This window comes from Reella acinonychis, from assembly GCF_052828705.1.
This window is the reverse complement of record NZ_CM128256.1, coordinates 1,658,644-1,683,633: the sequence shown is the minus strand read 5'-3', so window position 1 is coordinate 1,683,633 and position 24,990 is coordinate 1,658,644. Positions and strand designations below refer to the sequence as shown.

At 38.9% G+C, this 24,990-nt stretch carries 25 protein-coding genes; 18 read left to right on the top strand and 7 right to left on the bottom strand.

The window, feature by feature from the left end:
• Positions 1-4: 4 nt before the first annotated feature.
• The 7 genes from mepA to ACUXZ4_RS08245 all read left to right on the top strand — a co-directional run bounded on the left by mepA (position 5) and on the right by ACUXZ4_RS08245 (position 7,639).
• Positions 5-811 carry a penicillin-insensitive murein endopeptidase gene (gene mepA / locus ACUXZ4_RS08275; RefSeq protein ID WP_464974021.1) on the top strand — a complete coding sequence of 269 codons (807 nt, stop codon included), beginning with the start codon at positions 5-7 and terminating at the stop codon, positions 809-811.
• A 12-nt stretch (positions 812-823) separates the two neighbouring features.
• Positions 824-1,588: a TSUP family transporter gene (locus tag ACUXZ4_RS08270; RefSeq protein ID WP_464972734.1), complete on the top strand. Its 765-nt coding sequence runs from the start codon at positions 824-826 to the stop codon at positions 1,586-1,588.
• Positions 1,588-2,544, top strand: coding sequence for a lauroyl-Kdo(2)-lipid IV(A) myristoyltransferase (gene lpxM, locus ACUXZ4_RS08265; RefSeq protein ID WP_464972733.1), 957 nt, complete (start codon positions 1,588-1,590; stop codon positions 2,542-2,544). Before ACUXZ4_RS08270 ends, lpxM begins: the two co-directional genes overlap by 1 nt.
• Positions 2,545-2,664: 120 nt before the next feature.
• Positions 2,665-3,207, top strand: a complete 543-nt coding sequence (apt, locus tag ACUXZ4_RS08260) for an adenine phosphoribosyltransferase (RefSeq protein WP_464972732.1) — start codon at positions 2,665-2,667, stop codon at positions 3,205-3,207.
• A gap of 18 nt (positions 3,208-3,225) precedes the next feature.
• A complete protein-coding gene (gene dnaX, locus ACUXZ4_RS08255) occupies positions 3,226-5,310 on the top strand; it encodes a DNA polymerase III subunit gamma/tau (protein WP_464972731.1) in 2,085 nt (694 codons plus the stop codon).
• A 208-nt stretch (positions 5,311-5,518) separates the two neighbouring features.
• Positions 5,519-6,448 carry a porin gene (locus ACUXZ4_RS08250; RefSeq protein WP_464972730.1) on the top strand — a complete coding sequence of 310 codons (930 nt, stop codon included), beginning with the start codon at positions 5,519-5,521 and terminating at the stop codon, positions 6,446-6,448.
• A gap of 183 nt (positions 6,449-6,631) precedes the next feature.
• Complete coding sequence (locus ACUXZ4_RS08245) at positions 6,632-7,639, top strand: porin (protein WP_464972729.1); 1,008 nt, start codon at positions 6,632-6,634, stop codon at positions 7,637-7,639.
• 90 nt (positions 7,640-7,729) lie between these two features.
• Here ACUXZ4_RS08245 and mtgA read toward each other — a convergent pair whose 3' ends face one another.
• The 6 genes from mtgA to ACUXZ4_RS08215 all read right to left on the bottom strand — a co-directional run bounded on the left by mtgA (position 7,730) and on the right by ACUXZ4_RS08215 (position 14,232).
• On the bottom strand, positions 7,730-8,452 hold the full coding sequence (mtgA, locus tag ACUXZ4_RS08240; protein ID WP_464974020.1) for a monofunctional biosynthetic peptidoglycan transglycosylase: 723 nt from the start codon (positions 8,450-8,452) through the stop codon (positions 7,730-7,732).
• On the bottom strand, positions 8,436-8,744 hold the full coding sequence (gene trpR / locus ACUXZ4_RS08235; protein WP_464972728.1) for a trp operon repressor: 309 nt from the start codon (positions 8,742-8,744) through the stop codon (positions 8,436-8,438). Before trpR ends, mtgA begins: the two co-directional genes overlap by 17 nt.
• Before the next feature lie 39 nt (positions 8,745-8,783).
• Positions 8,784-10,793, bottom strand: a complete 2,010-nt coding sequence (locus tag ACUXZ4_RS08230) for a transglycosylase SLT domain-containing protein (protein WP_464972727.1) — start codon at positions 10,791-10,793, stop codon at positions 8,784-8,786.
• Positions 10,774-12,930, bottom strand: a complete 2,157-nt coding sequence (gene yccS, locus ACUXZ4_RS08225) for a YccS family putative transporter (RefSeq protein WP_464972726.1) — start codon at positions 12,928-12,930, stop codon at positions 10,774-10,776. Before yccS ends, ACUXZ4_RS08230 begins: the two co-directional genes overlap by 20 nt.
• A 91-nt stretch (positions 12,931-13,021) precedes the next feature.
• Complete coding sequence (locus ACUXZ4_RS08220; RefSeq protein WP_464972725.1) at positions 13,022-13,480, bottom strand: methylglyoxal synthase; 459 nt, start codon at positions 13,478-13,480, stop codon at positions 13,022-13,024.
• An 86-nt stretch (positions 13,481-13,566) separates the two neighbouring features.
• Positions 13,567-14,232, bottom strand: a complete 666-nt coding sequence (locus ACUXZ4_RS08215) for a curli polymerization inhibitor CsgI-related protein (protein WP_464972724.1) — start codon at positions 14,230-14,232, stop codon at positions 13,567-13,569.
• A 168-nt stretch (positions 14,233-14,400) separates the two neighbouring features.
• Here ACUXZ4_RS08215 and ACUXZ4_RS08210 point away from each other — a divergent pair, with 168 nt between their 5' ends.
• From ACUXZ4_RS08210 to hypE, 4 genes are all read left to right on the top strand, one after another.
• Positions 14,401-14,673 carry an acylphosphatase gene (locus tag ACUXZ4_RS08210; protein ID WP_464972723.1) on the top strand — a complete coding sequence of 91 codons (273 nt, stop codon included), beginning with the start codon at positions 14,401-14,403 and terminating at the stop codon, positions 14,671-14,673.
• 107 nt (positions 14,674-14,780) lie between these two features.
• Positions 14,781-15,572 (top strand): hydrogenase nickel incorporation protein HypB, encoded by a 792-nt coding sequence (hypB, locus tag ACUXZ4_RS08205; RefSeq protein ID WP_464972722.1) that lies wholly within the window; start codon positions 14,781-14,783, stop codon positions 15,570-15,572.
• Positions 15,573-15,584: 12 nt separating this feature from the next.
• Complete coding sequence (gene hypD, locus ACUXZ4_RS08200) at positions 15,585-16,697, top strand: hydrogenase formation protein HypD (protein WP_464972721.1); 1,113 nt, start codon at positions 15,585-15,587, stop codon at positions 16,695-16,697.
• A 1-nt stretch (position 16,698) separates the two neighbouring features.
• Positions 16,699-17,712 (top strand): hydrogenase expression/formation protein HypE, encoded by a 1,014-nt coding sequence (gene hypE, locus ACUXZ4_RS08195; protein WP_464972720.1) that lies wholly within the window; start codon positions 16,699-16,701, stop codon positions 17,710-17,712.
• Between the two features lie 37 nt (positions 17,713-17,749).
• Here hypE and cmoA read toward each other — a convergent pair whose 3' ends face one another.
• Positions 17,750-18,475, bottom strand: a complete 726-nt coding sequence (gene cmoA, locus ACUXZ4_RS08190) for a carboxy-S-adenosyl-L-methionine synthase CmoA (protein WP_464972719.1) — start codon at positions 18,473-18,475, stop codon at positions 17,750-17,752.
• A gap of 107 nt (positions 18,476-18,582) precedes the next feature.
• On the opposite strand from cmoA, the gene aspS reads away from it, so the two are divergent.
• The 7 genes from aspS to ACUXZ4_RS08155 all read left to right on the top strand — a co-directional run bounded on the left by aspS (position 18,583) and on the right by ACUXZ4_RS08155 (position 24,977).
• The gene (gene aspS / locus ACUXZ4_RS08185; RefSeq protein ID WP_464972718.1) at positions 18,583-20,349 is read left to right on the top strand and encodes an aspartate--tRNA ligase; all 1,767 of its coding nucleotides are present in this window, start codon (positions 18,583-18,585) and stop codon (positions 20,347-20,349) included.
• A 3-nt stretch (positions 20,350-20,352) separates the two neighbouring features.
• Positions 20,353-20,811: a dihydroneopterin triphosphate diphosphatase gene (gene nudB, locus ACUXZ4_RS08180; RefSeq protein ID WP_464972717.1), complete on the top strand. Its 459-nt coding sequence runs from the start codon at positions 20,353-20,355 to the stop codon at positions 20,809-20,811.
• Between the two features lie 78 nt (positions 20,812-20,889).
• On the top strand, positions 20,890-21,630 hold the full coding sequence (locus ACUXZ4_RS08175) for a YebC/PmpR family DNA-binding transcriptional regulator (RefSeq protein WP_464972716.1): 741 nt from the start codon (positions 20,890-20,892) through the stop codon (positions 21,628-21,630).
• A gap of 87 nt (positions 21,631-21,717) precedes the next feature.
• Positions 21,718-22,182, top strand: a complete 465-nt coding sequence (locus ACUXZ4_RS08170) for a hypothetical protein (RefSeq protein ID WP_464972715.1) — start codon at positions 21,718-21,720, stop codon at positions 22,180-22,182.
• Between the two features lie 70 nt (positions 22,183-22,252).
• Positions 22,253-22,822 carry a crossover junction endodeoxyribonuclease RuvC gene (ruvC, locus tag ACUXZ4_RS08165; RefSeq protein ID WP_464972714.1) on the top strand — a complete coding sequence of 190 codons (570 nt, stop codon included), beginning with the start codon at positions 22,253-22,255 and terminating at the stop codon, positions 22,820-22,822.
• 61 nt (positions 22,823-22,883) lie between these two features.
• The gene (ruvA, locus tag ACUXZ4_RS08160; protein WP_464972713.1) at positions 22,884-23,495 is read left to right on the top strand and encodes a Holliday junction branch migration protein RuvA; all 612 of its coding nucleotides are present in this window, start codon (positions 22,884-22,886) and stop codon (positions 23,493-23,495) included.
• 9 nt (positions 23,496-23,504) lie between these two features.
• On the top strand, positions 23,505-24,977 hold the full coding sequence (locus ACUXZ4_RS08155; protein ID WP_464972712.1) for a protein adenylyltransferase SelO: 1,473 nt from the start codon (positions 23,505-23,507) through the stop codon (positions 24,975-24,977).
• Positions 24,978-24,990: the final 13 nt, after the last annotated feature.

Here is a 24,990-nt window from a genome sequence, read left to right as displayed (position 1 = left end):
AACAATGGTATCTGCCTCACCAGTGGACTGGCAACGCGTAAAACGTCCTATTCCTACTGAAAATGGAAAAGCAGAACCAGTGGGAACTTATACCAATGGTTGTATTATTGGTGCGCAAGCATTGCCTTATAAAGGCGATGGCTATCAGGTGATCCGTATGAATAAAAACCGTTATTATGGTCATCCTGATATGATTCAATATTTACAACGCCTAGGTAAACGTGTGAAAAATGCGGGCTTGCCAAAAATGTTGGTGGGCGATATTGCTATGCCAGGTGGTGGACGTTTTTTAACGGGGCATGCTAGTCATCAAATGGGATTGGATGCAGATATTTGGTTACGCATGGGCGAAATGTCGGACTCTGACGCTTTAAATTCTGATGGTAAAGGGTTACTGGTTGTTAATCGTGCAGCGCAACGAGTGGATGAGAATATTTGGAATCAAAACCATTTTACTTTAATTAAATTAGCGGCTCAGGATCCCAAAGTGACGCGTATTTTCGTTAACCCAGCGATTAAAGTGAAACTTTGTCAGTCTGAACGAGCAGAGCGCGGTTGGTTACAAAAAATTCGTCCTTGGTATGGACATGATAGCCATTTCCATGTGCGTTTAGCTTGTCCACAGGGGGCAGCTTATTGTGAAGATCAAGCTGCGGTTCCTGCTGGCGATGGTTGTGGTGCGGAGCTTTATTCATGGTTTGAACCGAAAAAGCCATCCACTGCGTCAACTAAACCAAAAGTAACGCCACCTGAACCATTTTTATGTCAACAAATTTTAAATTCGCCAAAACGTAGCGAGTGGTTGGAATAATAGGAAAGTGCGGTGGAAATTGCTTTAGAATTAATAGCGCTTTTATTTGCAGTGGCATTTATTGCCGGCTTCATTGATGCAATTGCTGGGGGCGGAGGTTTAATTACCATTCCTGCATTATTAATGCTGGGAATTCCGCCTGCGATAGCATTAGGCACGAATAAGCTGCAGGCTTGCGGTGGTTCTTTTTCCGCTAGCTTGTATTTTATTCGTCAGAAAGCCATTAATGTAAAAGAAGTTTGGCTATTGATTGTGATGACATTTATTGGATCGTTATTAGGCAGTATTTTGATCCAACTTATTGATAGTTCGGTGATAAAAAAAGTCTTACCTTTTTTAATTCTCACCATTGGTCTGTATTTTTTATTCACTCCAACATTGGGGGAAAACGACAGACAAAAACGTATTTCTTATTCCGCTTTTGCTTTTACTATTGGCTTTGGCGTCGGATTTTATGATGGTTTTTTTGGACCTGGAACAGGATCCATTTTTAGTTTAGCCTTTGTAATGTTGCTTGGTTTTAACTTAACTAAAGCCACAGCTCATGCGAAAGTGATGAATTTTACATCAAATATTGCTTCTTTATTGGCATTTTTAGCCAGTGGGAAAATTTTATGGACGGTGGGTTTTGCCATGATGGCAGGGCAAATTATCGGCGCAAATTTAGGTGCAAAAATGGTGCTAAGTAAGGGAAAAGCCCTCATTCGTCCAATGGTTGTGCTTATGTCTTTTATCATGACGATTAAAATGGCGTTTGATCAAGGTTGGTTTAGTTAATGGATACACAACAAAATGTGCGATTAACTGCACGTGTGGGCTATGAGCCACAATTTTCATGGTCTTATTTAAAACCAAAATATTGGGGAATTTGGTTGGGAATGGCGTTCTTGGCGCTATTGGCTTTTATTCCTTATAAATTACGCGATAAATTGGCGGCTAAAATCGGTGTCATTGTAGCGCGTAAAGCGAAAAAACAAGCACACCGAGCTAGAGTAAACTTGCAATATTGTTTTCCTCAGTGGACTGAGCAATATCGCGAACAAGTGATTAATGAGATGTTTGTTACTTTAGCGCAAGTCATGCTTGGTATTGGCGAAATCGCATTAAGATCTAAAGCGCATTTACATCGTCGTAGTGAATTTATTGGTTTAGAATATATCCAACAAGCAAAGCAAGCAGGGCATAATATTATTCTGATGGTGCCACACAGTTGGGCAATTGATGCATCGGGTATTATTCTGCATACCCATGGTATGCCAATGACCTCTATGTATAATCCCCATCGTAATCCGTTGGTGGATTGGTTATGGACTGCGGTTCGTGAGCGTTTTGGCGGCAAAATGCACGCAAGACAAAATGGCATTAAACCTTTTCTTGCTGCGATTAAAAAAGGCGAAATGGGTTATTATTTGCCTGATGAAGATTTTGGTGCTGAAGCCAGCGAATTTGTGGACTTTTTTGCCACCTATAAGGCGACTTTGCCGGGTTTAAATAAAATGGCGAAGTTAAGTAAATCTGTGGTTATTCCAATGTTTCCACGCTACAACGCGCAGCTCGGCAAATATCAAATGGAAATTCATCCTTGCATGGAACTGAGTGATGATCCTCAGCAATCCGCTCGTGCCATGAATGAAGAAATTGAACGTTTTGTTACGCCAAGTCCTGAACAATATGCATGGATTTTGCAACTATTAAGAACGCGTAAAAACGACGAGAATATTTATAAATCATAATAACAATAAATCGTAAAATTTATCCGCATTTTTTGTTTTTTCTATGATACTATTTCTCCGCTGATTAATCCTAAGTTAAAATTCGCTTAATTTTAACCGCACTTTTTAAGATGACTAGTTATGAACGAATTACAACAACTCATTAAATCTTCCATTAAATCAATTCCCAACTATCCAAAAGAAGGAATTATTTTCCGCGATATCACCAGTTTAACCGAAGTGCCTGCTGCATTTTCTGCCACAATTAATTTAATTGCAGAAAAATTTAAACAGAGTGGTATTACTAAAATTATCGGCACTGAATCGCGAGGTTTTATTTTTGGTGCGCCTGTTGCTGTGGCTTTAGGATTACCTTTTATTTTAGTGCGCAAGCCAGGCAAATTACCACGTGAAGTGATCTCACAAAACTATCAATTAGAATATGGTGAAGATACGCTAGAAATCCATTCCGATTCGATCCAAGCAGGCGATAAAGTATTAATTATCGATGATTTATTAGCCACAGGCGGCACAGTAGAAGCTTGCGTTAAATTGGTACAACGCTTAGGTGGCGAAGTGAAGCATGCCGCTTTTGTGATTAGCTTGCCAGATTTAGGCGGAGAAGAACGCTTACGCCAATTGGGTGTTGAGCCTTTCACTTTAGTGGATTTTGAAGGTCATTAATTTTTATCAGGAATAAGCATGAGTTACCAAGTTTTAGCACGTAAGTGGCGACCAAAAACATTTAGTGAAGTGGTTGGGCAACAGCACGTTTTGGCTGCGCTGTCCAATGGTTTGCAACAAAACCGCTTACATCATGCTTATTTATTTTCTGGTACGCGTGGTGTGGGTAAAACCTCCATTGCTCGCTTATTTGCAAAGGGGTTAAATTGCATTAAAGGCGTAAGCGCGGATCCTTGTGGCGAATGTGAACATTGTAAAGCCATTGAAGAAGGGCATTTTATCGATTTAATTGAAATTGATGCCGCTTCTCGTACTAAAGTCGAAGATACTCGCGAGCTTCTTGATAATGTGCAATACAAACCAGTACAAGGCAAGTATAAAGTCTATCTTATCGACGAAGTGCATATGCTCTCGCGCCATTCCTTTAATGCCTTATTGAAAACTTTAGAAGAACCGCCAGAATATGTGAAATTTCTACTGGCGACGACGGATCCGCAAAAATTGCCTGTAACGATTTTATCCCGTTGTATGCAATTTCATTTAAAAGCATTAGAGCCGCAGCAAATTAGTCATCATTTAGCTGAAATTTTAGAGGCGGAAAAAATTCCTTATGAATTAACCGCACTTGATAAGCTCGGCAAAGCAGCGCAGGGCAGTATTCGTGATAGTTTAAGTTTGACTGACCAAGCAATTGCGTTATCCAATGGCAATGTGAGCGTTGATGTAGTTAATGCGATGTTAGGTTTGCTTGATGACAACCAACCTATTGAATTGTTATATGCTTTGCAGCAAGGCAATGGCGAACGCTTAATGCAAGTGGTACAAGCGGTGGCTGAAAAAGGGGCGGATTGGGAACAATTGCTTATTGAGCTAGCCGATTTGTTACATCAAATCGCAATGAAACAATTGCTACCAAATCAAGCCAATGATGAAAGCCAAATAAGCTTTTTAGCCAAACATATTGCGCCAGAAGATGTACAATTTTTCTATCAAACCATATTAATGGGACGCAAAGAACTCGCTCTTGCGCCAAATCGTCGTGTTGGCGTGGAAATGACTTTGTTACGAGCCCTTGCTTTTCATCCTAAATTAAGTGTTAGCCAAGCTTCTGCTTCAACACAAAACGAAGTATCTCAAAGTGCGGTGCAAAAAACAGAAAAATTGGTTGATATGCCAGTGGTGTCGCAATCGATTAAATCAAGTTATGTGGCACAGCATCAGCAACATAGCTCAACATCTGATGTGGCGAATAATGTGCCAACGAGCCCTGCGTTGAAAGCTTTACAACAAATGGGCAAATTAAAAGCTAATACTCATTCCTCGCAAGAAATCGAAAAAAAAAACAATAGCGTAGTAGCGCCCGAAAAACCTGCATTAGAATTACCTGTGGTGGATCTTGCAGCAAAAAAGCCATTACAGGCGGCAGCTAAATCAGAAACAATTGTTGAAAAATCTGCTAATTATATAACACCAAAGGAACCACAGCCCCAACGCATACAACCAACTTCATCAAATGAAACCACAAGTGCGGTGCAAAATCAGCAAGATTTTTCTGATAATAATGAGGCAACGCAAGAGGACGAAGAATATCGTTGGACTTGGCTCAACCCTGATCTTGAAGAACAAAACAATATTGTTCGTCCTTCCGAAATTAAGCAAGCGATTTTAGCCAACCGAACCGAAGAATTAGATCGCAAAATTACCCAACTTGCCGCAGAACGCGATCCTTGGGCGAAATTAATTGAACAATTAGATTTAAACGGTTCTCATTTAACCAAATTGTTCGCTTTAAATACGACAATTTTGGAGCAAACAGAAAATAAGCTTGTTTTAGCATTAGATAATACTCACCAACATTTAGCACGTGATAATGCCGTTAAGCTTTTAGCTGAGCGCTTAAGCCAATATTTTCAACAAACAATGAAATTACACATTGAGTTGAAGGATACACACTCCGAACTCACTCCATTTGCTCATCAGCAGCAAATTTATCATCAATTAGCGCAACAAGCACAACAAGATTTATTGGAAGATCAACAACTTAATATGTTAAAAGACAGCTTTCATGCGCATTTAGATTTAGACAGTATCCGTCCCGTTTAACAAATGTTTGGTTAAAAAATAGTCATCTTTGTTGAAAAAATGTGATCTACATCATCATTTCGAAAATTTCTTATCTTTTGTATTTGACCGTTCTCTTTTTCTTTGGCAATATTGCCTTGCTTTTAGTAAAGCGAGCTTTGACTATTCATTTTACGAATAGTTCAATTCTTGATTGTTATAATAATAGATTTCTAATAAGGAATTAACTATGAAAAAGACATTAGTAGCATTAGCAGTTGCAGCAGTAGCAGCAACTTCAGCAAACGCGGCAGTGGTTTATAACCAAGACGGTACTAAAGTAGAAGTGGGTGGTTCAGCACGCTTAACTTTAACTAAATATACAGATGAAAGAACAGATTTAAAAGATCAAGGTTCTCGTTTAGTAGTTAGAGGTACTCAAGACTTAGGCGAAGGTTTAAGTGCACTTGCGAATTTAGAAGTTCGTTTTACCAAAGGTGGTAACGTAGGTAATGAAATTCATACTAAGCGTTTATTCGCAGGGTTCAATTTAGAAGATGTTGGTATGTTAACATTTGGTCGCCAATTAACTGTTGGTGATGAAGTGGGCTTAGCTAACTACACTTATGAATTAAATGGCATTAACAAAATGGTTGATGCTGGTGACAAAGTAGTTCATTTCCGTTCTGCAACTTGGAATGGTTTCGGTTTTGGTGTTGACTATGTATTCGGTTCTGCTGATAAAGATATGGTTAACCAAAATGCTTGGGTTGTTGGCGCATTCTATGCACAACAATTTGGCGATGTAGGTTTCAAAGCTGAAGCTGGTTATAGCCAATTAAAAATTGTAGATAACGTACATCGTAAAGCATTTACAGTAGCTGGTGAATTAAGCTATGGTCCAGTAGCATTCGCGGTAGATTATTCACAAGCTAAAACAGCTTCAATTAAAGAAAAAGCTGTATTATTCGGTTTGAAATACCAAGCAACAGATGCTACTAAACTATATGCAACTTATGAGCTTCATAAAGTAGGTGATCTTAAAGCTAACGCGTTTGCATTAGGTGTTGGTCACCAAGTACATAAAAATGTTGAAGTATTCTTAGAAGGCGAAAGAGCGCGTATTAAAGGTGGCGATAAAGGATATCGTACACACTTAGGTTTCCGCGTACACTTCTAATCTAACGATATAGAATATTGATATAAAACCAGTATTTCGTCAGAAATACTGGTTTTTTATTGACAGCCAGTTCTTTTTTTGTCAATATCAGGCTGTTTCTTAAAGAAACTGAGTTTGGACAAATTGTTTTTAACAAAGTTCAAGTTACATTACATAATAATTAATTCTGAAAGGAATGAAACTATGAAAAAGACATTAGTAGCATTAGCAGTAGCGGTAGCCGCTACTTCAGCAAGCGCAGCAACAGTTTATAACCAAAACGGTGCAAAAGTTGATATCGACGGTTCTGTTCGTGTTTTCTTAGGTAAAGAAGGTAAAGAACAACGTGGTGATTTACGTAACGACGGTTCTCGTCTTATCGTAAATGCAAGCCAAGACTTAGGTAATGGCTTCGGCGCATTAGCAGGTTTACAACTTCGTTTTGATGAAACAAAAGACAAAAACAAAAATACTTTCGGTGATGTACGTGTAGAAGATTTATTCGCTGGTTTCAGCTATGAAAATCTCGGTACATTAACTTTCGGTCGCCAAGCAACTAATAGCGATGATGTTCAATTAGTTGACTATACTTATCGTTTCGGTGGCAATAATAACTTAACAGACCATGCTGATAAATCAGTGAAATTCCGTTCTGCAGAATGGAGTGGCTTCAGCTTCGGTGTTGACTATTTATTTGGTAACGCTGATAAGAAAGCAGAAGGTGGCAAATATGGTTATGGTGTAGCAGCATTCTATACTCGTGATTTAGCAGAAGGTTTAACATTCAATCTTAACGCTGGTTACACAGTAGATAGAGAAGAATCAGTTGGCTCATCAAAAACAACAGCTAAAACTGAAGGCTGGCGTGTAGCTTCAGAAGTGGTTTATGGTCCATTCTCTTTCGGTGCAGAATATGGTCAATCTCGTGAGAAAGAAGGTCATGATGTTGTTGGTAAATCACGCTTCGTTGAAGTGGGTGCGAAATACCAAGTTACTGAGCCATCTGCAGTTTACTTACAATGGCAACGTAATGAAGATGTGAAAGACTCAGTTCAAAATGTTTACATTGCAGGCGTAGATTACAAATTCAACAAAAACGTTGTAACCTATGTTGAATATGCTCATGCAAAAACTCATGAATATGTACCGAATGCAGAACCAAACAAATCTAAAGAAAATAAATTTGGTGTTGGTTTACGCGTATTCTTCTAATCTTTGGATTAGTTAATAAAAACCCGAACGATTGTTCGGGTTTTTTCTTTGTGGATATTTAAAAAACTGCGGTAGAAAATACCGCAGTTTTTATAGTTTGGTTAAATAATTCAAACCTAAATTATCCATTTGATCCATAATCCAAGCTTGCTTTTTTCGCGTGTGTAAATTGGGTTTGTCAACCTTATAAATAAGCGGATTCGGTAACACTGAAGTTAATAAGGCAGCTTCGCTTTTGCTCAGTTGTTTTGCTGATTTTTTAAAGTAATGTTGGCTTGCGGCTTCCACGCCAAAAATTCCCTCGCCAAATTCCGCAATATTGAGATAGACCTCTAAAATACGTTGTTTCGACCATAATAATTCCAAGCTGAAAGTAACGGGAATTTCTATGCCTTTGCGAAGCCAACTTTGTCCATGCCATAAATAGAGGTTTTTTGCGGTTTGCTGCGTAATGGTTGATGCACCACGAATTCGTTTGGATTTTTGATTATGTTCCAAGGCTTTCTCAATGGCATCTAAATCAAGCCCATAATGTTGTGCGAAACGTTGGTCTTCACTAGCAATAACCGCAAGCTGCATATATGGTGAGATTTTATCTAAACTCACCCATTGATATTTTGTGTCGTAAGCAAAATCAAGCTGAAACAAATGCGCTATTTTCTCTTGTACCATATAAGCAGAGAAGGGCACAGGAATAAATCGAAGAGATAGGGTTACTAAGAAATATATCAGTAAAAAAACACGAAAAAATCGACCGCACTTTTTGAGCAAAGTGCGGTTGAATTTGGGGAAGTATTTATTTATTTTGTTGATGTTCATCTACTTGTGATTTTACCCAACCTAAAAATTCAGGATCCATCAATTTCAACATATTTGATCCCCTTGTAATTGTCGCAGCACTGGTATTTAAGTTCTGCTGAATTTCTCGTTGAGGGATATTTTTATTAAGTAGCTGAGCCACAATTTGTAGGCGTAAACCTAAGGCATCTCGTTCATCTGCAGTGAGCAATAACATGAGGTAATCTTGCTCTTTACCTTGTTCAAAGGCGACACGTAAGGTATCAACAAATTGAGTCCATTGCGCCATATCACGACTAATATACATATCGGCTCCCTATGTGAAATACTATTAAACTAGTGTTATCTAGTATAAACGATCTTTTTCCGATTTTGAAAATAAAAGTTGGGGTTGTTGCTGCAAAATTTGGTAATAAGCGTCGTAAGCCAATACATTTTGCACATAATTACGGGTTTCATAAAATGGAATACTGGCAATAAATTCCGCCATATTTAGCTTACCTTGGCTTTTAGCAAGCCATTTATCCACACGATGAGGCCCCGCATTATAAGCCGCTGCAATTAGAATACGATTATCACCATATTTATCATAAAGTTGCTGTAAATGCGCTGTGCCTAACATAATGTTGTAGAACGGATCAAACAATTGGCTTTCGTTGCGATAGGGAAGCTTGGCTTGAGTGGCCGTTTGTTGCGCTGTTTGTGGTAATAATTGCATTAAACCACGCGCATTGGCATGGGATTTCACGTTAGCTCGCCATGCACTTTCTTGACGTGCGATTGCCATTGCAAAAGTGCGGTTAATTTTGAGATTGTTTAGGTGCAAATCAAACCATCGTGGATAGGCATTAGGCAAGCGTAATCTGACATAGCTCCAGGCTTTCGCTTGAATAGTCGCTTCTACAGCTAAATCGTACCAATTTTGTTTTAAAGCATAATCAGCAAGCACGAGCTTTTGCCCAAAATCTACTTGTTTGAGCACATTAAACCATTCGCTATTTGCATAATCCGTTGCATTGAGCGCCTTTAATTCGTGAATTCTTGCTAACGGTTGTGCAAAAACTTCTTCAACTTTTGCTTCTGGTATTTTTTCTTTGCTATCGCTGGCAATAGGCGTTTCTGCTTTATTCTCCAAATCATCCATTATGGGTTGATAAGGCACATTTAATTGGCTAGCCGCTAATAAACCATAAAAGCTTCGCGTTTGGCTTAACTGCTTTAATTTGCCTTGGGCGATTTCCTTTTTTTCATATTGCGCTGTCCAATATTGCCATTCTTCTTTTTGTAAGGCTTTTTCGGACAACAAGGCTAACCAAGGTTGTAAAGGTTGTTTTTCTCGGATTGCCATGCGAATTCGGCGTTCTGTTAATTTATCTGATTTAAGCAGTTGTAATTGCTGATCACGCCAATGTTGAAAATCGCTATTTTCCACATCAAAAAAATGGCTTAGATAATCCTGTTTCCATTGATTGAGTTGCTCAGACGACGATTTCCACTCTGTTGCCCATTGTTCAAATTGGGCAATATCTTCCATGAATTTCCAGTTATCACCTGCTTTAAGCGTTTTTATGTAGGCTGGCATAATATGATGGAGAATTCGCCCTTCTAATAAGTTTTTCTCGGTTTCTGAGGTTGATTGTTCTGAAATATAATCCGTTAATTTTTGCGGTGAATTCAATAGCTCAATTAACATTTGCGTGAGCTTAAGGGATTGTTGTTCTAACGGATATTGCAACAAATCATTCAGCGCCGAGCGGTTATTTTGCTCAAAGGCAAGAATAGCCCGTTGTTGCATTAATTCAGCACTGATTCCAGTTTGTTCTTGCCAAATGTTGAATAGCTGATTACAGGCTGGAGCAAAATTATTGCCCGTTAACCAAAGTTGTTCAAGCTGTTGTTGCGGTAAAAGTGCGGTGGATTTTTGCGTTGTTTTTTCTTGTTCCCATTGCGCTAATAAAAGTAAGCACTGATTCGCTTTTGTATTGGGAATCTGGTTTGCCTGTTGCAAAATGGCTTGCCAATTCTGTTGATTAAATTGTAGGCGTAACCAATTTTCTTTGAGGCGTTCGGCAAAGGGCAAATCCGCATTTTGTTGTTGATAATTTAAAATTTGTTCAAAGCTAAGATTGGCAATATCCTGATTAAGCACCCAATATTGCGCATAAGGATAAAGTGGATAGCCTTCAATCTGCGCTAACATTTGCTTTGCAAGTTTTGTTGTGGCTTCGGACTGAGAAAGCACAGTGATCTCTTGTATTTTCTGATAAGTGGTGCGTTGTGCTGGCAAATCCAAGCTATAACTAGAAAAGCTGCACAACAGACCAAGCAATGCAATTTTAAGCCGATGTAATCTCATTTTTGTGTTCCATTTTTTGTTGGCTTGCAACATAAAGTGCAGGCAGCAATTGACTGATTAAAAAGAGTTGCTGCATTGGCATATAGAATGTCGCATTGCTTTCATTTTTGTCATCATTTTGCTGAAGGCGTTGTTTAATTTGTTGGAAAATATGGTTGAATTCTGTTTCACTCAGCTGGTGAATATGCTCTAACAAATACACCATTTTTTTCGCAATTGGATAGAATTCAGCTAGGGAATGATGTTCTTTGATTGCATCTTGAATATGGTGGCGATAAGCGCCCAGCGCGGAAATATAGCCTAAAAGTGCGGTGTTTAATCGTAATAATTCAAATCCTTGCTGCAAGTAAGGTGCGTATTTGACTGGTTCATTATTCATATTGGTCATGGTTGAGCAAAGTGCTGTGGCACTGTCTTGTGCATTATTGCGTGCAATACGGTATTTGAAATTATCCCCTTTCCCAAATTCAATGTAGGCGATGATATGCAATAAATAACGAGCGTCATGTGCAATGGCTCTGCGAATTACTTTGCTAAGCTGCAAATATTTCCAATCAGGCCATAAGAAACTAACAGCAAACCATGCAAGAATAATGCCAATTATGGTGTCCATTAAACGCGGTAAGGTCGCATCATAAATATTGAAGCCCATAATATCGAAAGTGGCAAGCACTTGGATAGTAATGAAAAAAGTAGAGAAGCTATAATTGTTGACGCGGAAGAAATAAAACAATGTACTTGTGATGACCACCACTCCTAATTTCATTTCTACTGTAGGAGCGATATAAGGCAGGCATGAGCCGACCAACACGCCAAGTACGGTGCCAATCATTCGTTGTTTTAATCGTTGTTTAGTAGCGGAATAGTTAGGCTGACAAACAAAGATGACAGTTAATAAAATCCAATAGCCACGTTCTGATTGAAGCTGGAAAATCTCAACCATGCAACAACAAATAAACACCATAATTGATAAGCGTACAGCATGGCGGAATAATTGCGATTGTAAGGTGAAATTGCTAGTAATGGCTTCAATTATGCGTTTAATACCTTTGGTATCCTCAAGGTTATTTTCTAACTGATCAACCTGTTGTGGTAAGGTGGACTGTTGCGACAGGGATTGCAATTGCCAATGGGTGTTTTTCAAATTATCAATCAGTGTTTTGACATTTGAACGCACTCTGGCGTTATGGTTGTGCTGACAAAATAACTCGAAAGATTGCGTAATGCCGCTGATGGCGCGCTCTAAGCGACTATTGGTTTGGAAATCACGCTTTTGTTGCAAACATTGGGCAATATCTCGGCAAGCTTGGGCTTGCAATTCTAATAGACGTAACACGCGGAAAATTAAATCGGTATTTTTTAGATGTGAATTTAATAATTGATAGTCAAAATGGCTTGAATTGGCGCGTTCGTGAATATCTTGTGCAGCAAAAAAATAGCGGCTCATTTGTGTGGTGTAAGAATGACGATTATTGCCTCGCATACGATAAAATAATGCGGTGCGACAATCATTAAATGCGCTGATTAATTGCCCACTTTTGAGGGCTAAATTGAGTTGTTTTTGTTCAATTTGTTCAACATCATCAGGATCAAAGAATGCAGCTTTGGCATCTAAATAATCCGCTAATAGCATAAAAGAACGGCTAACACGTTCTTGTACTGGGCGATTAGGGAAAAATAAATGCACAATGATGGTTACAAAGCTATATAGCAAGGTGCCTGATAAAATCATCAATGGATTGAAAAACCAAGGCATTGATGGGAAATAGGTCAGGGTGGTATACAGGGATACTGTCAGCGCACCGAAAGCAATAGTGCTATAACGTTGCCCAATCGCACCAATCATAGTAAAGAGGAAGGTCATTCCTGTCATTGACAAGATGAAAAGTGCTCCCCGTTCCAGAAAATATTGTGTGGTAATGGAAGAAATAGAAAAAGCAATTAAGGTATAGAAAATATGTTTTAACCGTCCTGATAGGCGATTATCTTGGTCCACTAATCCCGCAGCAATAATACCCAAAAATAAAGGGGTGCTTTCTACGACAATATTGAGTAACCAAACCAACACCGCGGCAATATTCATCGCAATGAAGATAGGCAACGCAGTAAGAATTTTTTCATTGAGCTTAATTAACATTGGCTTTTTTGCTTCCTTCCAAATCTGTTTTTCAGTCAAATGTAAATATGGCTACTGCGTATTATCCCTAAAAGTGCGGTGTAAAAAAACATTATTTTAGTCGTTCACGTAAATAGCCTTGGTAATCGGGAATTTCAATGGATACTTCTTGGTTAAATGATGGCGAGGAAATTAAAAAGTCAGCGCTCGCGGTATTCATTGCGATAGGAATATTCCAGACGGTTGCAATGCGTAATAAGGCTTTGACATCAGGATCATGAGGGGCCGCATTCATTGGATCCCACAAAAAAATCATTAAATCAATTTTTCCTTCAGCAATCATTGCGCCTAGTTGTTGATCACCGCCCATTGGGCCGCTTAATAAAGGCTGAACCTGTAATCCCGTTTCTTTTTGTAGAAGATTTCCTGTGGTGCCTGTCCCATATAAATCGTGATTTTCTAATAAAGTGCGGTGATTTTTAACCCAGTTTATTAAATCTTGTTTGCGGTGATCATGAGCCACTAACGCAATTTTTTTGCTTTTGTTTAACATTCTGCTGGTGGTTTGCATTGTTTGTCCTTGAACGAGGTTGTTTCAAAAGAGAGACAAAATAAAAGTGAGCAATGCTCACTTTTATATTTGAATAGATTATGGGATTATTTTTGCGATTTTGCCCAATTTAAGAAACGTTGTTGTGTTTCTTTATCTGCTTGTTGGAACCAATATTGCAACATTTGCTCCGCTGCATTTTCACCTTGAACAGTCACTTTGTTTTTCGATACTTTACCGCTCGCATCACGTGTTGCCATTGTTGCTGGTAAGGTAACTGAAGCTAAGCCAGCAACAGAAGCTGCTGCACCAGATGAATTATAGTCAGATAAATTATCAATTAAGTTAAGACCAGGGAAAAAGCCTTCTTGTTTTAACACATCTTGTTTAGTTTCAACTGCTTGACCTGAAGCGGATTTCACCACAATGGTTGGATTTTTCTTGAATTGTTCAACATCATTTTGGCTACTTAAGCGAGGTGCTGAAATTTGGATATCTTCATTCGAGCCTTTGAATGTAATAATGATGGGATCACTTTCGAATAAAGTACGATCTGAACCAGCGCGTACAATCTCAGAAACACGAACAACCACTTGGTGTGTATTGTTATCACTCACATTGAATGAACGCACATCTTTTAACAATGATTTTGTTGCTTTTTGACCATCAATTGCAAGAAAATCAATATTAGATGAGCTAGTAACAACACCAGCAAAACTTGCTGAAGTAGCTAATAATGCGGTTGCAGCGATTGTAGCAAGACGAAATTTCATATTTACTCCTTTCTTCAGGAACGATTAAAACAAATGGATAGATTTTCACTTTATGATGAATAAAGTAATCCCTAGTATGCTATGCTAATTTTGCTTAAATGGAAATAGTCAAAGAGAAAAAAATAACAGATTCAGCAAAAATAAATAACAAATTGATAAGGGAAAACAATGATAACAAAACAATTTACAGTTTATGGTCGTGTTCAAGGCGTGGCCTTTCGTTTTTATACTTTGCAGCAAGCAAAAAAATTAGGTGTTCGAGGCTATGTGAAAAATCTTGTTGAGGGTTCAGTATTAGTTGTTGCGGAGGGAAGTGAAGCGCAGCTAGCAGAACTGGAAAGATGGTTACATCAGGGCTCGCCTAGTGCAAAAGTCACAAACGTCATCACACAATCTTATCAAGGACAACGCCAATTTAATACATTCAGCATTGAGCGTTAAAAAATTTTGTTAAATTTTTGTTTTGTGATCTCTATCAATATCAGTGCCAAGAATAAGTGCTATATTAGCCAACACTATTTATCCATTATTTTTTAGGAGGGATCCTTATGTGTACAACCTGTGGTTGTGGACACCCTGATCAAGTGCGAATTGGCGCACTTCCACATTCTCATGACCAATCTAATACAAAAAGTGCGGTGAAATTTCCTGATTTTTCTCATTCCACTTTTCATTCGGAAGAACAACAAGCGCACCAAAAACGCTTATTAAGAGTAGAGCAGGATGTATTAGGTAAAAATAATCAATTGGCTGATATTAACCGTCAATTCTTTGCTAAACATCAGATTTCTGTGTTCAACCTTGTTTCGAGTCCGGGCTCTGGTAAAACTACTTTATTAACAACCACCTTAAACGCGCTAAAAGAGCAACGTGCTTGCTATGTGATTGAAGGGGATCAGCAAACTGAAAATGATGCAGATCGTATTCGTGCAACAGGCGTGCCGGCATTACAAGTGAACACAGGCAAAGGCTGCCACTTAGATGCTCAAATGATTGGTGATGCGCTGGTTAAACTTTGTCCTCAACCAGAAAGCTTATTATTTATTGAAAACGTGGGCAATTTAGTTTGTCCGTCTGAATTTGATTTAGGTGAACAAGCGAAAGTCGTGATTCTTTCTGTTACTGAGGGAGAAGATAAACCGTTAAAATATCCGCATATGTTTGCTGCATCTAAGTTAATGATTTTAAATAAAATTGACTTGTTGCCATATTTGAATTTTGATGTGCAAAAATGCGTGGATTATGCAAAACAAGTGAACCCTGATATTGAGATTTTAATGCTTTCAGCCACAACAGGAGAAGGTTTGCAAGCCTGGTTAGATTGGTTAAATCAGAAGTAATTGGGGGCAATAATGCAGTTTGTTGATGAATTTCGCGATCCCGTATTAGCCAAAAAACTCGTTGAGCGTTTGCAAAAACTCATGCAAAAATTACCGCAGTTTACGGAAAAAAATCCTTTGTATTTAATGGAAGTGTGCGGTGGGCATACACATACGATCTTCAAGTTTGGTTTAGATCGCCTATTGCCACCAAGCATTGAGTTTATTCATGGACCGGGTTGCCCTGTTTGTGTATTACCCATGGGGCGTATTGATTTATGTATTGAAATTGCACAACGTCCTGATGTGATTTTCTGTACCTTTGGTGATGCCATGCGTGTGCGTGGTCGTTCGGGATCTCTGTTGGAAGTGAAAGCGAAAGGAGCTGATGTACGCATTGTTTATTCTCCTCTTGATGCACTCAACATTGCGCTAAATAATCCCGATAAAAAAGTGGTTTTCTTCTCGCTCGGTTTTGAAACGACTATGCCAAGTTCTGCCATTACGTTACAAAAAGCCAAAGAACAAGATGTGCAAAATTTCTGGGTGGTTTGCCAAAATATTACCATTATCCCAACTTTGCGCAGTTTACTATCTCAGGAGCAAGTGAAAATTGATGGCTTTATTGCACCGGGTCATGTAAGTATGATTATTGGTACAGAGCCTTATGAAGATTTATGTCATACTTATCATAAACCTTTTGTGGTAACAGGATTTGAGCCATTAGATTTGTTACAAGCCATTGTTATGCTGGTGGAACAATTTGTGGAGCAACGTTGCGAAGTTGAAAATCAATATAAGCGTATCGTTAATTCAAAAGGTAATTTATTGGCTCAACAAGCTTTAGCAGAAGTTTTCCAACTGAAAGCCAGCAGTGAATGGCGAGGTTTAGGTGAAATCGCTGAATCCGGCGTAGAATTGACTGCAGCTTATCAGCGTTTTGATGCAGAACGTTATTTCAATGCGGCACCTCAACAGGTGGCGGATGATCCTTTATCACGTTGTGGCGATGTGCTAGTGGGTAAATGTAAGCCCATTGATTGCGCATTATTTGGCAAACAATGTACGCCAGAAAATGCTTATGGCGCATTAATGGTATCTTCTGAAGGGGCTTGTGCCGCTTATTATCAATATAGACGAGAGTAATATGACAGATTTTATTACCATGGCACAGGGTAATGGCGGTGCCGCAATGCAACAATTGATCCAAGATTATTTCTTGGCTGCGTTTGATAATGCGATTTTAGCGCAAGCAGAGGATCAAGCACGTTTACCCTTAAATGAATTCACTGCTTTAGGGCAACAATTGTCTTTTAGTACAGATAGCTTCGTGATTGACCCGATTTTCTTTCCCGGTGGAAATATTGGTAAATTAGCGGTTTGTGGGACGTTGAATGATGTGGCAGTTTGTGGTGCGATTCCTCGTTATTTATCTTGTGGTTTCATATTAGAAGAAGGTCTGCCATTAGCGGAATTAAAACAAATTATTCAAGCCATGGCGGAAACTTGTCAAAAGGCGAATGTGCAAATTGTCACTGGAGATACCAAGGTCGTACCGAAAGGCGCTGTTGATAAAATTTTTATCAATACCAGTGGAATCGGCGTGATTCCAACAGGCATTGATTGGGGGGCTCATCGCATTGAAGTGGGCGACCAAATTATTGTCAGCGGTACCATTGGCGATCATGGAGCAGCTATTTTGAATTTACGCGAGAATTTAGGTATTCAAACCGATTTACAAAGTGATTGTGCGGTATTGTCGCCATTAATTGATCAAATTCGTTCGTTTTCAGGTGTGAAAGCTGTACGAGATGCAACGCGTGGTGGGGTGAATGCTGTATTACATGAATTTGCGCAAACTCAACAACTTGGTATTCATATTGAGGAAGAATCGCTCCCAATACGCACCGAAGTGCGTGGCATTTGTGAACTGCTTGGTTTGGAAGCATTAAATTTTGCCAATGAAGGTAAATTAGTGATAGTAGCTGATAAGCAACAAACACCTGAAATTTTAACCGCACTTAAACAGCATGAATTAGGTAAAGATGCGGCGGTAATTGGCGAAGTGACAGAAGACAAAAAAGTCCGTTTAATTGGTATTTTTGGACAAAGTCGTTTGTTAGACTTGCCTTCAAATGAACCCTTACCAAGAATTTGTTAAAGATAAATAGAAAAGCTCACCAATGGTGAGCTTTTTGTTATTTTATGGCAATCATTGAGCCAAAGTTGAAACATTGAAACCAAAGTTCCACATGAGAAAATCCAACGTTTTTTAACCGCTCTTTATGGGTATCAATACTATCAATTCGCATCACATTTTCTAAAGCGGCACGTTTTTGGCTCACTTCTAATTCGCTATAACCATTGGCACGTTTGAATTGGTGATGCAAATCAATAAGTAATTCATTCGTTGTGTTATCTTCGAAACGGAATTTTTCTGACAACACCAATAACCCATTTGGATTTAACCCTTGGTAAATTTTTTCTAATAATGCTTTGCGATCTTCTGGTGGAAGAAATTGCAAAGTAAAGTTAAGAATGACCATTGAGGCATTTTCAATAGAAATATTGCGGATATCATCGCATAAAATTTCGACTGGAATTTCACTGTGATAAGCATTGATATGCTGGCGACAGCGTTCAACCATAGGCGCAGAATTATCCACTCCAATCATTTTGACATTAGGTTGATGAATATGACGACGAGCAGACAATGTCGCCGCTCCGCGTGAACAGCCCAAATCATACACATTACTATTGGCGGTAACAAAACGTTCTGCCAACATCCCGATTGCCGTAATAATATTGGAATAGCCTGGCACCGAGCGCTGAATCATATCGGGAAAGACTTCCGCCACATTCTCATCAAAAGTGAAATCGCCCAAATTCTCAATGGGTACAGAAAAAATCGTATCTTTAATCATAATTTTATAAATTGGTAAAAAAGTGCGGTTATTTTAGAGGAAGTTTGACAAATTTTCAGCTATAATCTGCCAGTTATTTTTAAATTAAATCTGAAGGAATACAGAATATGATGCGTACGAATTATTGTGGAGCATTAAACCGCGAACATATTGGTAAAGAAGTGATTTTAAGTGGTTGGGTAGATCGTATTCGTGATTTGCCTAATGTGGCTTTCGTTTTATTGCGTGATCGTGAAGGTATCGTGCAAGTCAGCGTAGATAAAACCGATGCAGCAAATGCCGCTATTGTAGCAGGATTGCGTAATGAAGCTTGTATTCAAGTGAAAGGCACTGTGGCAGCGCGTAGTGAAAATAATATTAATCCAAATATGGCGACAGGCGAAATTGAAATTTTGGTCAGCGCATTAACGGTTTATAACAATGCAGAAGTATTGCCTTTAGACTTCAATCAAAATAATACAGAAGAACAGCGTTTAAAATATCGTTATTTAGATTTGCGTCGTCCAGAAATGGCACAACGCCTGCGTACTCGTGCGAAAATTACCAGCTTTGTTCGTCGTTATATGGATGACAATGGTTTCTTAGATATTGAAACCCCAATGTTAACTAAAGCGACACCAGAAGGTGCGCGTGACTATTTAGTACCAAGTCGTGTGCATAAAGGTAAATTCTACGCCTTACCTCAATCACCACAATTATTCAAACAGTTGTTAATGATGTCTGGATTTGATCGCTATTATCAAATTGTAAAATGTTTCCGCGATGAAGATTTACGTGCAGATCGTCAACCTGAATTTACTCAAATCGATGTGGAAACCACCTTTATGACGGCGCCAGAAGTGCGTGAAGTAATGGAAAAAATGATCCACGGCTTATGGCAAGAAATTATCGGTGTGGATTTAGGTAAATTCCCAATGATGACTTGGCAAGAAGCAATGCTGCGTTTTGGCTCGGACAAACCCGATTTACGCAACCCGTTAGAAATTGTAGATGTTGCTGATTTAGTGAAAGAGGTTGAATTCAAAGTCTTTAACGAACCTGCCAATAGTGACAATGGACGCGTTGCTGTTATTCGTGTCCCAAATGGTGCCACATTAACGCGTAAAAATATTGATGAATATACGCAGTTTGTGGGCATTTATGGTGCCAAAGGCTTGCCTTGGTTAAAAGTTAATGATGTGAATGCGGGATTAGAAGGCGTACAAAGTCCAATCGCAAAATTCCTCTCAGAAGACGTATTAAAAGCATTATTGGCTCGTGTGAATGCGGAAAATAACGATATTATTTTCTTTGGTGCTGACAAATGGAATGTCGTCACTGACGCATTAGGTGCATTACGTTTAAAAGTGGGACGCGATTTAGGTTTGACCAAATTAGATGAATGGAAACCATTGTGGGTTGTGGATTTCCCAATGTTTGAACGTGATGAAGAAGGTAATTTAGCCGCAATGCATCATCCATTTACTTCACCAAAAGATTTCAGCCCAGAGCAATTAAAAGCCGATCCAACAAGTGCAGTGGCAAATGCTTACGATATGGTAATCAATGGTTATGAAGTGGGCGGTGGCTCAGTTCGTATCTTTGATCCGAAAATGCAACAAACCGTATTTAGCATTTTAGGTATTAATGATGAAGAACAGCGTGAAAAATTTGGCTTCTTATTAGATGCGTTAAAATTTGGTACACCACCACATGCCGGTTTAGCTTTCGGTTTAGACCGCTTAACCATGTTGTTAACCGGCACTGATAATATCCGCGATGTGATTGCATTCCCGAAAACAACAGCAGCCGCTTGTTTAATGACAGACGCACCAAGCTTTGCAAATCCGCAAGCATTACAGGAATTAGCGGTACAGGTGTTGAAATCAGAATAATCCATGCAATATAAAAATCCCAATTCGGTTTTAGTTGTTATTTATGCGGAAAATACGCAGCAAGTATTGATGTTACAACGCCAAGATGATCCGACATTTTGGCAGTCTGTAACCGGATCGCTTGCTTTAGGCGAAAAGCCTTATGAAGCGGCATTACGCGAAGTGAAAGAAGAAATTGGGATTGATATTGTTCAACAAGGATTAAAGTTGATTGATTGCCGAGAATGGATAGAATTTGAAATTTTTCCTCATTTTCGGTATAAATACGCACCCAATATAACGCACAGTAAAGAGCATTGGTTTTTATTGGCGTTACCAGAGCAATGGCAGCCATTATTGACGGAGCATTTGGCTTATCAATGGTTGCCAGCACAGCAGGCTGCTCAACTCACTAAATCGTGGAATAATCGAGCGGCAATTGAAAAATATGTAATAAATCAAAGTGCGGTTAAAATTTCGTGATTTTTCACCGCAGTTTTAAGGTAATTGCTTTCTTTTATATGAATAAAGAAAGAACATAAATAAAAAAGGAAAAGACAAATGGCAGGTCATAGTAAGTGGGCTAACATTAAACACCGCAAAGCAGCACAAGATGCACAACGCGGTAAAATTTTTACTAAATTAATTCGTGAATTAGTTACCGCTGCGAAATTAGGTGGTGGTGACGTGAGTGCTAACCCGCGTTTACGTGCAGCGGTAGATAAAGCGCTTTCTAGCAATATGACTCGTGACACCATTAATCGCGCAATTGAACGCGGTGTAGGTGGTGGCGATGATACCAATATGGAAACCAAAGTTTATGAAGGCTATGGTCCAGGTGGTACAGCTGTAATGGTTGAATGTTTAAGTGATAATGCAAACCGCACCATCTCACAAGTGCGTCCAAGCTTTACAAAATGTGGTGGTAACTTAGGTACTGAAGGTTCTGTGGGTTACTTATTTAGCAAAAAAGGACTTATTTTGATTGCTTCAGGCGATGAAGATAGCATTATGGAAGCGGCGATTGAAGCGGGTGCAGATGATGTTCAGCCACAAGATGATGGTAGCTTTGAAGTTTATACTGCTTGGGAAGATTTAGGTAATGTGAGAGACGCATTAGAAGCTGCAGGCATTAAAATTGATAATGCAGAAGTGACAATGATTCCATCAACCACAGTGGATTTAGATGCAGAAACAGCACCTAAATTATTGCGTTTGATCGAGATGTTAGAAGATTGTGATGACGTGCAAAATGTGTATCACAATGGTGAAATTAGTGACGAAGTCGCAGCTCTATTATAAATAATTTATTTTATGCGGAACTTTTTACGGAATACAGCGTCAAAGTATCCGCATAATTTATGCAGTATATTTTATTTAGGAGAATTTATGAAATTAACCAAACTTTTTGCTGGCTTAATGGTTGCTGGCGTATTAGGCGCTTGTACTCAAAATGCAAATTCAGAAATGAATAAAGTTGAGAAAGCCACACAAGAAGTGAAAGAAGTTGCGGGTCAAGTTCAACAAGCTATGGGTTCAACTCAACCAGCTTTAGAAACAGCTGCTTATTTCTGTGATGTACAAGGTAAGAAAAAACAAGTTGTTTCAGTGACTTATGCATTTGTAAACGGTAAAGCTGACAGCGCAACTGTAACAGTTAGAACTGGCAACAAAAAATCAATTCATGAATTAAAAGTGAACCCTTCTTACACAGACGGTACACAATTCGTTGATGGCAAAAAAGTCTTCACTTTAGATGAAGGTTTTTCTGCACAAACTGTAAACAAAACAGTTCCTGTTATGTTAACGATTAAAGATAAAATCATCGCTAAAAATTGTACGATGGCAAATTAATTTATCCGTTTAGGTAAAAATGAATGGATCTATAGTAAAATATAGGTCCATTTATTTTTTGAGGGCACAAATGGCAATTATTTTAGGTATCGATCCTGGCTCAAGAGTGACAGGCTATGGTGTGATTAGGCAAAGTGGTAAGCAGTTGGAATACCTTGGTAGTGGTGTTATTCGTACCTCTGCTGATGATTTACCCACAAGACTTAAACGCATTTATGCTGGTGTCAGTGAAATTATTACTCAATTTCAGCCAGACATGTTTGCCATTGAAGAAGTGTTTTTAGCCAAAAATGCCAATTCAGCCTTAAAATTGGGTCAAGCAAGAGGCGCAGCTATTGTTGCCGCTGTGAATCAAAATTTGCCAGTTTTTGAATATGCCGCACGTTTGGTGAAACAAACGGTGGTTGGTATTGGTTCTGCCGATAAAGTACAGGTGCAGGATATGGTTACTCGAATTTTAACATTATCAGAAAAACCACAAGCAGATGCAGCTGATGCACTTGCCATTGCCATTACTCATGCTCATTCCATTCAACATTCTTTGTTGGTTTCTCATTCTGCCACCAATGAAACTTCCACAAAATCCACCGCACTTTTACGTACCCGTTATAGCCGAGGGCGCTTTCGCTTAAAAATTTAAGTGGATATTTATCCAGTTTTGCTTTATGCTATGCCAAATTATTTGAGCAAAAGGAAAGCAAATGATCGGTTATTTAAGCGGACAATTAATGGAAAAGCAGCCACCTGAAATTTTATTAGACGTACAAGGTGTAGGCTATGAATTATTGCTACCCATGACCAGCTTTTATAACTTACCAGAAGTGGGTCAACCCGTTTCGTTATTTACTCATCTTGTCGTGCGTGAAGATGCCCATCTTTTGTTTGGATTCTCACAAAAAACAGACCGCACTTTATTTCGTGAATTAATCAAAACCAATGGCGTAGGGCCGAAACTGGCGCTAGCGATTTTGTCCGCAATGTCGGTCAATGAATTTGCTTATGCTATTGAGCGAGAAGAATTATCAAAATTAGTAAAAATTCCAGGCGTGGGCAAAAAAACAGCTGAACGTTTGCTGGTGGAACTTAAAGGTAAATTTAAAGGCACAGGACAAACGGATTTCTTTGTTGAAAGTCCGCATATTCCAACACAAAGTGCGGTGCAAAATTCGGAAGATCCTAGCCAAGAAGCAATTTCTGCTTTAATGGCGCTCGGTTATAAAGCAACAGAAGCAGAGAAAATGGTGAAGAAAATCGCGAAACCTGAGCTCTCCAGCGAACAACTTATTCGTGAAGCCTTAAAAGCTGCTTTATAGGGAATGTGCATGAGTTCGTCATTAAATTGGAATTTATCTCATACTTATCGCAGTTTACCGCAAAAGTTTTATTCGGAAGGGCAGAGCGCTGATTTTCCTGCGCCCGAAATTGTGGTTTTTAATACCGCACTTGCGCAAGAATTAGGTTTATTAACAGAGCTTCATAACTATATTGACGCAAATATTTTTGTGGGCAACCAATTTCCTGATAATAGCTTGCCAATTTCTCAAGCCTACGCAGGTCATCAGTTTGGTTACTTTAATATGCTGGGTGATGGGCGAGCTACATTAATTGGTGAACAATGTACGCCGCAAGGTGATCTTGTTGATATTCAATTGAAAGGCAATGGCAAAACGCCTTATTCACGTCGAGGCGACGGTAAAGCCGCTTTAGCACCAATGTTAAGAGAGTATTTAATCAGCGAAGCCATGCATGCTTTGGGGATTCCCTCAACCCGAAGTTTAGCGGTTACTACAACGGGAGAACATGTTCAACGCGAAAATATGCCTAAGGGAGCGGTATTAACTCGTACTGCAATGAGTCATATTCGTGTAGCGACTTTTCAGTTTGCTGCACAATTTGGTGATCTATCCGATGTAAAAGCCTTGGCTGATTACAGTATTCAACGCCATTTCCCCGCGCTTTTATCGCAAGATAATCCTTATCAATTATTTTTACGCGCAGTGATACAGAAGCAAGCACAATTAATTGCTAAATGGCAGTTAGTAGGCTTTGTGCATGGTGTCATGAATACCGATAATATCAGTATTGCTGGTGAAACCATTGATTATGGTCCATGTGCGTTTATGGATATTTATCATCCTAAAACGGTATTCAGCTCCATTGATTATGAAGGTCTTTATCGTTACGAAAATCAACCTTTCATTGCAAAATGGGCGTTGGCTCGTTTGGCAGAAGTATTGTTGCCACTATTACATTCAGATATTTCTTTAGCCGATGAAGTGGCAAAGCAAGAATTGCAACAGTTTATGCCACTTTTTGAATCTTATTATAATGAGGGCATGGCGAAGAAATTAGGGATAATGACATATCAATCTTCTGATAAAGCACTGCTTGAACAATTACTTGAGTTAATGCAAAAGTATAAAGCGGATTATAGCAATACTTTTGTTCGTTTAACGTTAGATAGGCGAGAAGAAAATGGCGATTATTTAGAGGCAACAGAAACATTATTTTCTGCTGCTGAATTCCAACAATGGAAACAAAGCTGGTCGGAACGTATTAATTCACAACATATTGATAAGCAAAAAATTGTACGAGTAATGCAAGCCAATAATCCATTTGCGATTCCTCGTAATGCCTTGGTTGAAGAGGCATTACAACAGGCAGAGCAAGAAAATTTGCAAAAATTCACCGCACTTTTACATGTATTACAACAGCCATTTTATTATCATCAGGCCGTTACTGATTATCAGAAAGTTATCGTGCAACCGGGGTACCGCACATTTTGTGGCACATAGAGATGAACAGCAA